The 12,588-nt window shown below is 60.1% G+C and carries 13 protein-coding genes; 6 read left to right on the top strand and 7 right to left on the bottom strand.

What is annotated here, in order from left to right; genetic code table 11:
* Positions 1 to 4 precede the first annotated feature (4 nt).
* From OLX72_RS16635 to dusB, 5 genes are all read right to left on the bottom strand, one after another.
* On the bottom strand, positions 5 to 1,432 hold the full coding sequence (locus tag OLX72_RS16635; protein WP_114870083.1) for a sigma-54-dependent transcriptional regulator: 1,428 nt from the start codon (positions 1,430 to 1,432) through the stop codon (positions 5 to 7).
* A complete protein-coding gene (locus tag OLX72_RS16640; RefSeq protein ID WP_433990474.1) occupies positions 1,425 to 3,644 on the bottom strand; it encodes an ATP-binding protein in 2,220 nt (739 codons plus the stop codon). Before OLX72_RS16640 ends, OLX72_RS16635 begins: the two co-directional genes overlap by 8 nt.
* Positions 3,645 to 3,798: 154 nt before the next feature.
* Positions 3,799 to 5,163, bottom strand: a complete 1,365-nt coding sequence (locus OLX72_RS16645) for a response regulator (protein ID WP_433989137.1) — start codon at positions 5,161 to 5,163, stop codon at positions 3,799 to 3,801.
* On the bottom strand, positions 5,163 to 6,239 hold the full coding sequence (locus OLX72_RS16650) for a two-component system sensor histidine kinase NtrB (protein WP_114870080.1): 1,077 nt from the start codon (positions 6,237 to 6,239) through the stop codon (positions 5,163 to 5,165). Before OLX72_RS16650 ends, OLX72_RS16645 begins: the two co-directional genes overlap by 1 nt.
* Positions 6,236 to 7,219, bottom strand: a complete 984-nt coding sequence (dusB, locus tag OLX72_RS16655; RefSeq protein WP_433989138.1) for a tRNA dihydrouridine synthase DusB — start codon at positions 7,217 to 7,219, stop codon at positions 6,236 to 6,238. Before dusB ends, OLX72_RS16650 begins: the two co-directional genes overlap by 4 nt.
* Before the next feature lie 180 nt (positions 7,220 to 7,399).
* Between dusB and OLX72_RS16660 the strand changes: the two genes are divergently transcribed.
* Genes OLX72_RS16660 through OLX72_RS16670 form a run of 3 tightly spaced genes read left to right on the top strand, consistent with a single transcriptional unit; the run spans position 7,400 to position 9,506 of the window.
* Positions 7,400 to 8,533 carry a bifunctional 2-C-methyl-D-erythritol 4-phosphate cytidylyltransferase/2-C-methyl-D-erythritol 2,4-cyclodiphosphate synthase gene (locus OLX72_RS16660; protein WP_114870079.1) on the top strand — a complete coding sequence of 378 codons (1,134 nt, stop codon included), beginning with the start codon at positions 7,400 to 7,402 and terminating at the stop codon, positions 8,531 to 8,533.
* Positions 8,530 to 9,030 carry a phosphatidylglycerophosphatase A family protein gene (locus OLX72_RS16665; RefSeq protein ID WP_433989139.1) on the top strand — a complete coding sequence of 167 codons (501 nt, stop codon included), beginning with the start codon at positions 8,530 to 8,532 and terminating at the stop codon, positions 9,028 to 9,030. The genes OLX72_RS16660 and OLX72_RS16665 overlap by 4 nt, the downstream gene beginning before the upstream one ends.
* Positions 9,027 to 9,506, top strand: coding sequence for a CinA family protein (locus tag OLX72_RS16670; protein WP_114872237.1), 480 nt, complete (start codon positions 9,027 to 9,029; stop codon positions 9,504 to 9,506). The genes OLX72_RS16665 and OLX72_RS16670 overlap by 4 nt, the downstream gene beginning before the upstream one ends.
* Here OLX72_RS16670 and OLX72_RS16675 read toward each other — a convergent pair whose 3' ends face one another.
* Both OLX72_RS16675 and OLX72_RS16680 read right to left on the bottom strand, forming a co-directional pair.
* Positions 9,507 to 10,784, bottom strand: a complete 1,278-nt coding sequence (locus OLX72_RS16675; protein WP_433989140.1) for an MmgE/PrpD family protein — start codon at positions 10,782 to 10,784, stop codon at positions 9,507 to 9,509.
* Positions 10,777 to 11,223 (bottom strand): type II toxin-antitoxin system RatA family toxin, encoded by a 447-nt coding sequence (locus tag OLX72_RS16680; protein WP_114870076.1) that lies wholly within the window; start codon positions 11,221 to 11,223, stop codon positions 10,777 to 10,779. The genes OLX72_RS16675 and OLX72_RS16680 overlap by 8 nt, the downstream gene beginning before the upstream one ends.
* Positions 11,224 to 11,300: 77 nt before the next feature.
* Here OLX72_RS16680 and hpt point away from each other — a divergent pair, with 77 nt between their 5' ends.
* The 3 genes from hpt (at position 11,301) to OLX72_RS16695 (ending at position 12,585) form a co-directional block, all read left to right on the top strand.
* The gene (gene hpt / locus OLX72_RS16685) at positions 11,301 to 11,837 is read left to right on the top strand and encodes a hypoxanthine phosphoribosyltransferase (RefSeq protein WP_114870075.1); all 537 of its coding nucleotides are present in this window, start codon (positions 11,301 to 11,303) and stop codon (positions 11,835 to 11,837) included.
* A complete protein-coding gene (locus OLX72_RS16690) occupies positions 11,834 to 12,016 on the top strand; it encodes a hypothetical protein (RefSeq protein ID WP_114870074.1) in 183 nt (60 codons plus the stop codon). Before hpt ends, OLX72_RS16690 begins: the two co-directional genes overlap by 4 nt.
* 110 nt (positions 12,017 to 12,126) lie before the next feature.
* On the top strand, positions 12,127 to 12,585 hold the full coding sequence (locus tag OLX72_RS16695) for a c-type cytochrome (RefSeq protein ID WP_114870073.1): 459 nt from the start codon (positions 12,127 to 12,129) through the stop codon (positions 12,583 to 12,585).
* Positions 12,586 to 12,588 lie beyond the last annotated feature (3 nt).

Here is a 12,588-nt window from a genome sequence, read left to right on the forward strand (position 1 = left end):
GTCCTCAGTTCGCAGGCTCTTGCATATCTTCCAGTTCGCTTTCATCCACATGGGCCACCCGCGCACCGGATTTGCTGGATGTGACCACGTTCAGCGACTTTAGCTTGCGATGCAGCGCGCTGCGTTCCATGCCGACAAAATTCGCCGTGCGGCTGATATTGCCGCCAAAGCGGTTGATCTGGGTCAGCAGATATTCGCGTTCGAACGCTTCGCGGGCTTCGCGCAGCGGCAGTGTGGCCAGTGCGCCCGACAGGACAACACGGCCCTCTTCTGCCGGTTTGTCGTCTTCTGCCGGCAGTTCCTTTGCCTCGATCGGGCCGGAGCCTTCTCCCAGGATCAACACCCGTTCGATCAGGTTTTTCAACTGGCGCACATTTCCCGGCCACAACATCGTCTGCATCAGGGCTGCGGCTTCGTCCGTCATTTCGCGCAGCGGCAAGCCCTGGGATGTGTTGCAAGCCGCAATGAAATGCTCTGCCAGAACCGGAATATCCTCGCGACGTTCGGCCAGCGACGGAACCGCAATCGGCACCACATTCAGGCGGTGATACAGCTCCTGCCGAAACCGCTCTGCTTCAATTTCGGCTTCCAGGTCCTTGTTTGTACTTGAAATAACACGCAGATCGACACGTACCTTGTCGTTGCCGCCAACGCGCTGGAACTGTTGATCCACCAGAACCCGCAAGATTTTTGATTGCGTGCCAATGGGCATGTCGGCCACTTCGTCAAAATAGACAACACCGCCATGCGCCTGTTCCAGCAGGCCCGGTTCCACCCCGCGTTCGGGGCTTTCGCGGCCAAAAAGAACCTCTTCCATCCGGTCCGCGGCCACGCCTGCGCAATTGACCGTGACGAACGGGGCGCCCGACCGGTTGGAATGGGCGTGAATATAACGTGCTGCCACTTCCTTGCCCGATCCCGCAGGGCCGGTCAGCATGACGCGGCCGTTGGATTTCGTCACCTTGTCCAGTTGCGATACCAGCGTGCGGAACGCGGCGCTTGATCCGATCATTTCGGCACTGGTGACATCCTTGCGCCGCAGGGATTGGTTTTCGCGGCGCAGGCGGGATGTTTCCATCGCACGCCGGATCACAACCAGCAACTGATCGATATTGAACGGTTTTTCGATGAAATCATAGGCGCCCTGCTTGATCGCAGCGACCGCAATTTCAATGTTGCCGTGGCCCGATATGATCACCACGGGCACATCCGGATTGTCGCGTTTGACCGTCTTTAGGATATCGATCCCGTCCATCCGGCTGTCTTTCAGCCAGATATCAAGGATCAAAAGCGCCGGCGGTTCTGTATTGATCGCAGACATACAATCATCCGAATTGCCCGCCAGCCGTGTGGCGAATCCTTCGTCTTCCAGAATGTCCGAAATCAGTTCACGGATATCTTTTTCATCGTCGACAATCAGAATATCACTCATGGGTCTCCTGCTCCGCTTTTTTACGCATATTTTGGTTTAAATCGGGTTCGGTGCCGATGGGCAGCCTGATCACCGCCATCGCTCCGAAGTGGGTTTGCCCGTCAAAGACAGGCGCGTCTTGTAGCACCAAAGTGCCGCCGTGCTCTTCTATGATTTTCTTTACAATCGGCAAGCCCAGCCCTGTGCCTTCGTTGCGTGTTGTAACATAAGGTTCGAACAGGCGCGCGCGATCTTCGGGCAGACCGATGCCGTTGTCGGCAATCGTGATGCAGGCCTGAATACCGTCCAGCGTCATGCCGACGCGAATTTCCGGTTGAAGACCATCAGGCGCACCTTTTTCCTGCAAAGTTTCAATGGCTTCTCCGGCGTTCTTGATAAGGTTTGTCAGCGCCTGAGAGATCATAGTTGCATCCAGTTCCGCCTCGACCGGGTGATCGGGCAATGTGGCGGTGATCGTGACATCGGGCTGCCCCGATTGCTGAAGCGAAACTGCATCGCTGACCAGATGGGTCAGGTCTTCGACCCGCCGGTCCGGTTCGGGCATCCGGGCGAATTTGGAAAATTCATCAACAATGCGGCGCAAGTCATTGGTTTGGCGAACAATAACGTCTGTCATCTGTTCCAGTTTGTCGCCGTCTTCACCCACCTGCGGGGCGAATTTGCGTTTGATGCGTTCCGCGCTTAGCTGGATCGGGGTCAGCGGGTTCTTAATTTCATGCGCGATGCGGCGGGCCACATCGCCCCAAGCCGCCATCCGCTGGGCGCTGACCAGATCAGTTACGTCGTCAAAAGCCACCACATAGCCTTCCAGACCGCCGGACTCATTGCGCCGCGTGGCCATGCGCACCAGAAGGTTTTCAAGCCGTCCGTCGCGCGATACCTTGACTTCATCCTGCGTCACCTCGGCCTGGGTGGAGCGCAAGGTAGTAAACAGCGGCCCGAATTCGGGCACTGCGACCGCCAGATCAACTGACTGGCGGTCTTCGGACCAGCCCAGCAACCGTTCCGCTGACCGGTTCACAAACGCGACCCGGCCTTCGGCATCCAGCCCGACAACGCCGGACGTGACCGAACTCAGCACGGAATCAAACAGGCGGCGGCGCCGTTCGATCTGGCGGGTGTTGTCCAGCAGGGTTTCGCGCTGGCCTTTCAACTGCTTGGTCATCTGGTTGAAATAGCGGCCTAGCATCGAAATCTCGTCATCGCCGTCTTCTTCGGGCACCTGCACATCCAGATCGCCCGCCCCGACCCGCTGCGCCGCGCCTGCCAGCCGGCCCACAGGCCGCGAAAGACGTTCCGCAAACCAGAGGCCGGCCCAGATGGCTGCCAGAATCAGAATCACGGCAAAACCGATGTACAAAAGGCCGAATTCAAACAGAACGCGGCCACGATCTGCCTCAAGCTGGTGGTAAAGGCGGACAGTTTCCTGCGTTTCGTCCAGCAGACTGAGAATTTCACCATCCACGTCACGGCTTACAAACAGGTAGCGATCAACAAAGGCGTCCATGCGCACCAGCGCCCGGAATTCGCTGTTTTCCCAATCCTCTATGATCACCATGCCTTCGGCATTGGCCTGTTCGATCTGGGATTGCGTTGGCCGATCATAATCGAACAGGTATGATCGTTCGCCCCGCACGCGAATTTCGCCTGTTCCGTCAATAACATATGCCTCGCGCAGGCCGCGCTGTATCTGGTTCTGGCCCTGGGTCAGCATCTGGCGCAGTTCGGCCTCGTCCAGAAACACAAGACGGGTGCGTTCGCGATCCAGAAACCGTGCCAGAACCTGTGCATCCTGGCGCAAATCCTCGCGCTGTTCGCCTTCATAGGCTTCGGCGGCGGCCAGCGAATTGCCGACAACCTCGCGCACCCGGTCCGAAAACCAGCCTTCCAGACCGATATTCACGGTCAACACGGCAAACACCGCGACGGTCACAGTGGGGATCAGCGCCAGCAGCGCAAAGGCACCGGTCAGCCGCAAATGCAGGCGAGAACCCGCCGATTTTGCCCGTCGCGCCGAAACAAGCCGGGCCACCTGCCCCAGAACCAGCGTGGCGACAACCAGAACATACACCAGATCGGCCAGCAGAATCAGACGCAGCGAAGGCGAGCCGGACCCCTGATCAAACGGCCCCAGAATAAGGAATGTCGCAAGCGCCAAAGCCGGACCCAGAATGACCAGACCCAGCGTCGCCGCGTTCTGCACGCGGCGCATCCGCCGCAAACGGGCGAATTTTATCCAATGGCTATCGCGTGACCGGGTTGCCACCCGCGCTATCCTTATTGATGTGCCGCCTGCGCAGCTTACCGCTATATTATGTGGTCCTGATCTGGCGGTGACGCCGGATGGCCACGGTTATGTGGCCGTTTTACATCAATTTGCGGCGTCTTGTCACCTCAATATCCAGTTCGGTGATTTTCTTGCGCAAAGTATTGCGGTTGATGCCCAGCAAATCGGCGCATTTCGCCTGATTGCCGCCGGTTGCCTCAAGCGCGATTTCGATCAGCGGGCCTTCGACTTCGCGCAGGATCCGCCCGTAAAGGCCGGGCGGCGGCAACAAGGTGCCGTGAAGATCGAAATACCGGCGCAAATGGCGCCCGACCGAGGCCGACAGTTTTTCGCTGTCACCGCCCCCCAGAACCGGTTCCATTTCGGGCTGGCTGCCCAGCACCGCTTCGATTTCGGCGCGCGATATGTCTTCTGCAGGGCTGGTCAGCACCAGGCGACGGATCGCGTTTTCCAGCTGGCGCACATTGCCGGGCCAGCTATAGGCGCGAAACAGCTCTGACGCTTCGGGCGACAAGGTACGGCACGGCGCCCCGGTCTGTTCCGCGCGGGCCAGAAAATGTTCTGCCAACAGCGGGATATCATCAACGCGTTCGCGCAGGGACGGCACGTTCAGCGTTGCACCGCTTAGGCGGTAAAACAGATCCTGGCGCATTTGCCCCGCTTCCATGGCGCGGGTCAGATTGCTTTGGCTGGTGGCCATGAAACGGGGCATGTGATCGCCCGCGGCATCCATCATGCGCACGATGCGCGCCTGCAATTCGGCGCTGATATCGGCGATTTCATCAATCAGCAAAGTCCCCCCACGCACCCGAGCGAACACTTTGGCAGGGCCTTCCAGATCTTGCAGTTCATTCGCCGTGACGGTCACAAAGGGCAATGTGCGGCGGTCCGAAAAATCGTGGATAGCGCGGGCGATCAGGGATTTTCCGGTTCCGGATTCGCCACAGATCAACACCGGCAAATCGGTGTTGGTGACGCGCGCCACTAGCCGGTACAGCGCCTGCATCACCGGTGTGCGGCCGACAAGCGGCAATTCATCCGGGCGTTCCTGCCCCTCGGGCAGACGTGCGGGCGTGCGTTTCTTGCTTTCCAGCGCGCGCGCTGTTCGTTTCATCAGGTCCGGCAGATCAAAGGGTTTTGGCAGATAGTCATAGGCGTCGGCTTCGGCGGCCTGTATCGCTGTCATGATCGTGTTCTGGGCCGAAATTACGATGACCGGCATACCGGGACGGTCAATCGCGATTTTCGGCAGCATCTCTAGCCCGTTGCCATCGGGCATGACGACATCGGTGATCACCACGTCGCCTTTGCCCTCGGCCACCCAGCGCATCAGTGTGGTCAGCGACGACGTCGCATGCACCTTGCACCCGGCCCGCGTCAGCGCCTGCGTCAGAACCGTGCGGATCGTGCGATCGTCATCCGCGACCAGAACCGTACCATCCATTATCCGTTCTCCTTGTTTTCCTTGGGGGCCCGCGGCAGCGACAGGCGAAAAACCGTCCGGCCCGGCACCGAGGTGACGGAAATCCAGCCGTTGTGATCCGATATGATCTTGCTCACCAGCGCGAGGCCAAGGCCGGTGCCGTTTTCGCGCCCTGAAACGAAGGGATCGAAAATATCGGCCTTGATCTTGTCTGGAAGACCGGGGCCGTCATCAATGATTTCGATTTGCAGCGGCAGCGAATGGCCGGTGCCATCGCTGCGCCGCAGCCGGAACGAATGTTCGTAATAGCTGTGCAGGCGGATGGTGCCGCCCTGTGGCCCAGCGGCTTCGGATGCATTTTTCAACAGGTTCAACACAACCTGCAACAACTGATCGGGGTCGCCATGGGCCAGCGGCAGTGACGGATCGTAATCTTCGATAATTTTCATATCCGCGCCGAACCCCAACAGGGCAGACCGGCGCGCGCGATCCATCACGTCATGCAGGTTCACCGGTTGCAGGTCTGGCGCGCTCAGGTTGCCGAACTGTTCCACCTGCTCAAGCAGTTTCACGATCCGGCGGCTTTCCTCGACGATCAGATCTGTCAGTTCCAGATCATCCGCGCTTAAATTCATCGACAGCAGTTGCGCCGCACCGGTGATCCCCGCCAGCGGGTTCTTGATTTCATGCGCCATCATTTCCGCCATGCCGATCGCCGATTTGGCTGCGGATTTCACAGAATGGCTTTGGGTCATGCGTCCGGCCAGTTCGCGCGGGGTGATCATCAGGATCATTTTGCCCGGATGCCCGACGAGCGGCGCGATCTGTAATCCGCATTGCAGCGGCGGGCGGGCGCCCGAACCGACATCGACATCATTGACAAACAGCGGTGTGCCTTGCGCGCGGGCGCGATCAAACGCCTCTTCCAGCGGGTCATCGACCGCGACCATATCCCAGACCGGTTCACCGGTGACGGATTTTGCCGAGGCATTCAAAAACCCTTCGGCGGCGGAATTCACATCGACGATACGATCATCTTCGTCGATCAGCAGGGTCGGCACCGGGATCGAGGCCCATATGGACTGGTTCGAAATCATGCCGCCGCCCGCCCTTTTGGACAAAGCGCATCGGGCAAAAGGCGCATAACGACATCGGGTGCCCGCGATGTCAGCACCGCGCGGCGCAGGGCCGGATCGGTGCCGGCGTCATCCATGTACCATCCCAGATGCTTGCGCGCGACGCGGCCACCCAGTTCGTTGCCGTAAAATGACAGCATCGCGTCATAATGGGTGCGCACCATGTCAATCAGCGCCGTGCCTTCGGGGCGCGCGGGCTGTGGTGCGCCGAACAGATCATGCGCTACCTGCGCCAGCGCCCAGGGGCGCCCCTGCGCTCCGCGCCCGATCATCACGCCCGCGGCGCCAGAGCGGTCCAGCGCCTGACGGGCGGTAATGGTGTCGGTAATGTCACCATTTGCGATCACCGGAATGGAAACGGCATCGCGCACTGCACGAATGGCGGCCCAGTCGGCGTGGCCTTTGTAAAACTGGTTTCGGGTGCGGCCGTGGATCGTGACCATGCGTATGCCCGCATTCTGGGCGCGCCGCGCGATGTCGGGCGCGTTCAGACAGGTTTCATCCCAGCCCAACCGGGTTTTCAGGGTGACGGGAACCGATACCGCTTTCACCACCGCCTCGATCAGGGACAAGGCCAGATCGGGCGTTTTCAGCAGGGCCGATCCCGAATAGCCGGTTGTCACCTTTTTGGCAGGGCATCCCATGTTGATATCGATCATCGCCGCGCCGTTGTCTTCAACCAGGCGCGCGGCCTCGGCCATCCAGTAGGGATCGCGCCCGGCCAGTTGCACGGCGGTATGCGCCTGCCCCATGCCCAGTTCCGCGCGTTCGCGTGTGCCGGGGCGGGCCTGCACCATTTCCTGACTGGCGACCATTTCACTGACCACCAGACCGGCCCCGAAGGATGACACCAGATCACGGAACGGCAGATCGGTGATTCCGGCCAGCGGGGCCAGAAAAACAGGGGGTGTCAGGGTTCTTTCGTCCAATGCGACCGGCAAGTGCCTATTCCTTGTGCATGTGGCATTGTGATATCGATATATTTGGCAAACCACAATATTCGGGGCCTATTACGGCGCGTCTTAAATGGCGATTGCCTAATTTTTAGGCGCAATTCCGGATGATTGCGTTGCGCTGGCTGGCCCCCTAGATACATAGGGCGTAACCAGACCCGAGGGATCATGACCACAGCTGCCATCATTGTTGCCGCCGGGCGCGGACTGCGCGCCGGGGGCGGTGTACCCAAGCAATGGCGCCCCCTTGGCGGGCGTCTTGTGGTGGAACACACGCTGGCCCGCTTTGCCGCACATCCCGAAATTGATCGCACCCTTCTGGTGGTGGGGCCGCAGGACATTGGCAAATATCCCCTGCCCGCCTTGTCAAAGTTCGATCTTGTAACTGGCGGGCCGACGCGCCGTGCATCCGTTCTTGCCGGGCTTGAGGTGCTGGAAGGAAGCTATGATCACGTTCTGATCCACGATGGTGCGCGCCCCTGTGTGGCGCGCGACATCATCTCGCGGGTGCTGGATGCGTTGAAAACCCACAAGGCAGCGGCACCGGCATTGCCCGTGGTGGATGCCCTTTGGTCGGGTCAGGACGGTGTTGTGAACGGTCCGGTGGACCGCAGCGGCCTGTATCGGGCGCAAACACCGCAGGGGTTCAACCTGACAGCGATCACCACGGCGCATCGCACCTATATCGGCGACGCGGCGGATGATGTTGAAATTGCGCGCGCGGCGGGGCTTGAGGTTGCCATTGTGGACGGGTCGGAAGACAATCTGAAAATCACGACGGCGGATGATTTTAAACGCGCAGAGCGTATTTTGAGGCATCAGATGGACATACGGACAGGCAACGGCTTTGACGTGCACCGGTTTTGCGACGGATCGAAGTTGGTTCTGTGCGGTGTGGCTGTGCCCCACACGCGCGGCCTGCAGGGTCATTCCGATGCGGATGTGGGGATGCATGCGGTGACAGACGCGATTTATGGCGCGCTGGCGCAAGGCGATATCGGCCGCCATTTTCCGCCCAGTGATCCGCAGTGGAAAGGGGCGGCCAGCGATATTTTCCTGCGCCATGCCGTCGATCTGGCGCAGCAGATGCAGTATCGGATCGGCAATGTCGATTGCACGCTGATCTGCGAATTTCCCAAGATCGGCCCCCATGCAGAGGCCATGCAGGCGCGCATGGCCAAGATCATGGGGCTGCGCGCGGATCAGGTTTCGATCAAGGCGACAACATCGGAACAACTTGGCTTTACCGGACGGGGCGAAGGCATCGCTGCCCAGGCCAGTGCAACTCTGGTTCCGGCATGAACCGGGTTGCACAGATGACAGGCACGGTTGGCGGCGTAGGATATCTGCGCCCCGCCCCGGGCACATGGGGGTCGCTGGCCGCATTGCCTTTGGCGGCGGTCATCCAGATAATCGGTGGCTTTCCCCTGATGCTGGCGGCCTGTGCCGTCACGTTTCTGGCCGGATGGTGGGCTACGCGGGAAATGACCAAGGGGCAGGAAAATCACGACCCCTCTGAAATCGTGATGGACGAGGTCGCAGGCCAGCTGATCGCGCTTTTGCCGCTGTCCTTTGGCGCATGGCATGCTGGTGTCGCAATGACCGCGATGTGGCCGGGGTGGATCGCGGCCTTTGTGCTGTTTCGCCTGTTCGACATCACCAAACCCGGCCCCATTGGCTGGGCCGACCGGCGCAATGATGCGCTGGGGGTGATGCTTGACGATGTGATTGCCGGTGTGTTCGCGGCACTTGGCGTTGCCGTGCTGGCGTGGCTGGCGCACTGGGTCTTGGGGGTGTGACTGTCGCGGCCATCCTGAACGCGGCCAGTGCCCAGGGCATCATGATCGCCACCGCCGAAAGCTGCACAGGTGGCATGGTTGCCGCCGCGCTGACCGATGTGGCCGGATCTTCGGAAGTGTTCGAACGCGGCTTTGTGACCTATACCAATCAGGCCAAACAGGACATGCTGGGCGTGTCGGTGGAAACACTGGATACCTACGGTGCCGTGTCGGAAGAAGTGGCGCGCGCCATGGCGGATGGCGCATTGCGCAATGCCCCTGTGCAGTTAAGCGTGGCCATTACCGGCATCGCCGGTCCGGGCGGTTCCGATTTCAAACCCGAAGGGCGCGTGTGTTTCGCGCTGGCCGCCACGGGGCGCGCAACAGTTTGCGAAACCGTGGAATTCGGGGCCTTGGGGCGGGACAAGGTGCGCGCTGCCGCAAGGGATCATGCGCTGTTTCTGCTACAAACCGCGCTGGCCCCTGCAGGGGCGTGATCAGGGGACCATCGTCGCCGTCAGGTCGGCCATGGTGGCGTCGGCTGCGTGCACGACCTGCCAGACGGCATCTGCCTTGTTCGCCCCCAGCAACGCCGCCGATTTCGATCTGATCCGCTGCGCGCGTTGCGGCCCTGTCAGCGGCGTGTTCAGATCAAACGTTGCGGTGCGCTGTCCCTGATCGGTGTCAAGCGCAAGCCGGGTGGCGGTTTCCGCAATACTGGCATCCGCAACCACATCCGCGCGCGCGCGCAATGCGGCAAGCTGCGGATCGGCGCACAGCGTATCATTGTAGCTGTCCAGCGCCGCCGTGCTGTGCCCCGCCAATGACAGGGCCAGCACTGCGCGATAGCTGAACTTTGCCTCAAGCCCCGTGGTCACTGTGGATTTGTTGCACACGCTCATCCAGCGTGGATTGGTGTGCACGCGCAGGGTGCGCACAGTTTCCGGTGCAACCGGTTTCAGGGTCTCCAGCGCCTCAAGCGCGGCGTGCAGACCATGGCAGCAGGCGTGGAACTTGTGCTGGACCTGCGGCATCAGAAACCCGTCTGGCTGCGCGTCCGATGTTTCGCAGTGATGTGTATCGGTGAATCCCAAGGCACCGGTGATGGCATCTGGGTTGGATATGAACCCGCGCTGTGCCAGCAGCGCCGCCTCGACCCCGTTTGATGCGGCAATACCGGCGTTGAACGGTTTGCCCATGGTGCCGAACTGCGATTTCAGCCCAGATGCGCGCGTGCTGACTAGACCAAGGGCGTGCGCCATCACTGCGCGCTCATCCGAAAGCAATAAAACCGCAGCGACAGTCGCGCCGAACGCCCCCGCCGTGGCCGTCTGGTGAAATCCCGTCTGGTAGTGGCTGCGCCCGAACAACAGGCCGAAGCGCACCGATGCCTCGCATCCGGCCAGGGCGGCGCGCACCATCTGTTCGGGCGTGGCATTGCACATCTCGGCCACGGCCAGCGCCGCGGGGATCACCGCAACCGAAGGGTGCCCGATGTGGGCAAAATGTGTGTCGTCATAATCCAGCGCATGCGAACAGGCCCCATTGCACAGCGCCGCCGCCCGCGCCGGTGCCTTTTGCCCGCCAAAAAGCGTGGCCTGCGCATGGCCGCCTTCGGCCAGCACCATGTCGCGGGTCAGCGTTGAAACCGGTTCTTCCCGCCCCGCCAGACCGACCGAAAGCCAATCCACCAGCGACAGACGCATCACTTCCAGCGCATCCGGTGGCGGCGGCGCAGTCGCCGCAGAGACAATCTGTTCGACAGGATCAGCCATAAAGCTCTGCCGCCCGCCGTTCAAAGGCCCGCACGATCCGCTGCATCGCCTCGTTGAACACCACGCCGATGATGCCCTGCAAAACCGCGTTCTTGAATTCAAAATCCACGAAAAACGTCACCTCGCATCCCCCCGGCGCATCGGCAAAAGCCCAGTTCGATTTCATGTAGCGGAACGGGCCATCCAGATATTCCGTGTCAATCTTGTACTGCGCGGGCCACAACGTCACGCGGCTGCCAAAGCGTTCGCGAAAGACCTTGAAGGAAATCACCAGATCGGCCTCCATCACGACGCCGCCATCGGGGATATCGCGTGTCGATCTGATCCGCGCTGCCGCGCACCAGGGCAGAAATTCGGGATATCGCGCCACATCTGCCACCAGATCGTACATTTGCTGCGCAGAATACGGCAAATGGCGCGTTTCCGAATGGGTGGGCATCTTGAATTCTTGCCTTTGACCGTGACAGTGCCGCCCGATGTCGTATTGTTTGGCGGGAAAATCAAGGGGAAGGCAGAATGACGCGTCCATATGTCATTGATGAAATGATCTCGGCCAAATCGATTGCAGCGCGAATCGAGGAACTGTGTCGCGAGATTCACGAAGAATTCAAGGATACCGACAAACTGGTTGTTGTCGGCCTGCTGCGCGGCAGTTTTGTGTTCATTGCCGATCTGGTGCGCGAACTTGATCTTCCGATCGAAGTCGATTTTCTGGAAGCGTCTTCATACGGGGATGGCATGGAAAGCACGCGGGAAGTGCGTATTCTCAAGGATTTACGCGGCGCAATTGAAGGGCGCGATGTTTTGGTCGTCGAAGATATCGTCGATACCGGCCACACGCTGAACCACGTCACGCACCTGTTGGAAAGCCGCCACCCCGCGCGTTTGAAATCCATCGCCCTGCTGGACAAACCCAGCCGCCGCGAGGTTGATTTCAAGGCCGACTGGACCGGATTTGAAATTCCCGACGAATTCGTCGTCGGCTATGGCATCGACTTTGCACAACGCAATCGCAACCTGCCCTTTATCGGCAAGGTGCGATTCACCGAATGAACATCCGGCATCTGTTGCGGTTGCGCCGCTGGGCAGACAGGCCGCCTTCGGTTGCGCGCATGAAGCTGCTTGCGGCGGTCGTGGCGATCAGCGCGGCGATCTATGCGCTGGATCATTTCGGCGTGTGGCCGGATTGGGCCAGCACCGAAAACACCAGAATCAAGCGTTATTCCGATTAGGCAAAAAACGTGCTGTGCCCGCAGTTTTTTGCGTTGTTCTCAAATAGTTTATTTGACACAGGGGCAGATCGCTTCACGATGGCGGCACAACAGAAAAACCGGAGGGCCCAATGAAGATTATTTCGATAACAGCAGTCGCAGCGGTCGCGCTGACCGCAACAACGGCTTTTGCACAGGATTTCAACGCCGAAAAGAAAGCCCGTCAGGGCCAGTTCCGGATCATGGCGTTCAACCTTGGCTTGCTGGGTGACATGCTAAAGGGCGAACGAGAATTTGATGCCGGGATGGCACAGGAAGCCGCCGATAATCTGGTGACCGTGTCAAATCTCCACGAAGACGCGATGTGGCCCGCCGGTTCGGACAACATGTCGATCGATGGTACCCGAGCGCAGCCCAATATATGGGAAAAGCCCGATGAATTCGCGGCCAAATGGGCCGATTTCGGCAAGGCGGCAGTGGCGATGCAGGCCGCTGTGGCGGGCGGACCGGATGCCATTGGCCCTGCAATGGGCCCGATGGGGGGAAGCTGCAAGGCCTGCCACGAAACCTTTCGCGCACCTGAAGGGTGATAC

This window comes from Sulfitobacter sp. TBRI5 (assembly GCF_051013555.1).
Taxonomy (GTDB): Bacteria; Pseudomonadota; Alphaproteobacteria; order Rhodobacterales; family Rhodobacteraceae; genus JL08.

What these genes read in the sequence shown, in the direction of transcription:
- OLX72_RS16650 (WP_114870080.1), bottom strand. Translation starts at nt 6,239, where the DNA reads ATGATTTCGAACCAGTCCATATGGGCCTCGATCCCGGTGCCGACCCTG.
- OLX72_RS16645 (WP_433989137.1), bottom strand. Translation starts at nt 5,163, where the DNA reads ATGGATGGTACGGTTCTGGTCGCGGATGACGATCGCACGATCCGCACG.
- OLX72_RS16660 (WP_114870079.1), top strand. Translation starts at nt 7,400, where the DNA reads ATGACCACAGCTGCCATCATTGTTGCCGCCGGGCGCGGACTGCGCGCC.
- OLX72_RS16675 (WP_433989140.1), bottom strand. Translation starts at nt 10,784, where the DNA reads ATGGCTGATCCTGTCGAACAGATTGTCTCTGCGGCGACTGCGCCGCCG.
- OLX72_RS16680 (WP_114870076.1), bottom strand. Translation starts at nt 11,223, where the DNA reads ATGCCCACCCATTCGGAAACGCGCCATTTGCCGTATTCTGCGCAGCAA.
- OLX72_RS16640 (WP_433990474.1), bottom strand. Translation starts at nt 3,644, where the DNA reads ATGCGCCGCGTGCAGAACGCGGCGACGCTGGGTCTGGTCATTCTGGGT.
- hpt (WP_114870075.1), top strand. Translation starts at nt 11,301, where the DNA reads ATGACGCGTCCATATGTCATTGATGAAATGATCTCGGCCAAATCGATT.
- OLX72_RS16665 (WP_433989139.1), top strand. Translation starts at nt 8,530, where the DNA reads ATGAACCGGGTTGCACAGATGACAGGCACGGTTGGCGGCGTAGGATAT.
- OLX72_RS16635 (WP_114870083.1), bottom strand. Translation starts at nt 1,432, where the DNA reads ATGAGTGATATTCTGATTGTCGACGATGAAAAAGATATCCGTGAACTG.
- OLX72_RS16695 (WP_114870073.1), top strand. Translation starts at nt 12,127, where the DNA reads ATGAAGATTATTTCGATAACAGCAGTCGCAGCGGTCGCGCTGACCGCA.
- OLX72_RS16690 (WP_114870074.1), top strand. Translation starts at nt 11,834, where the DNA reads ATGAACATCCGGCATCTGTTGCGGTTGCGCCGCTGGGCAGACAGGCCG.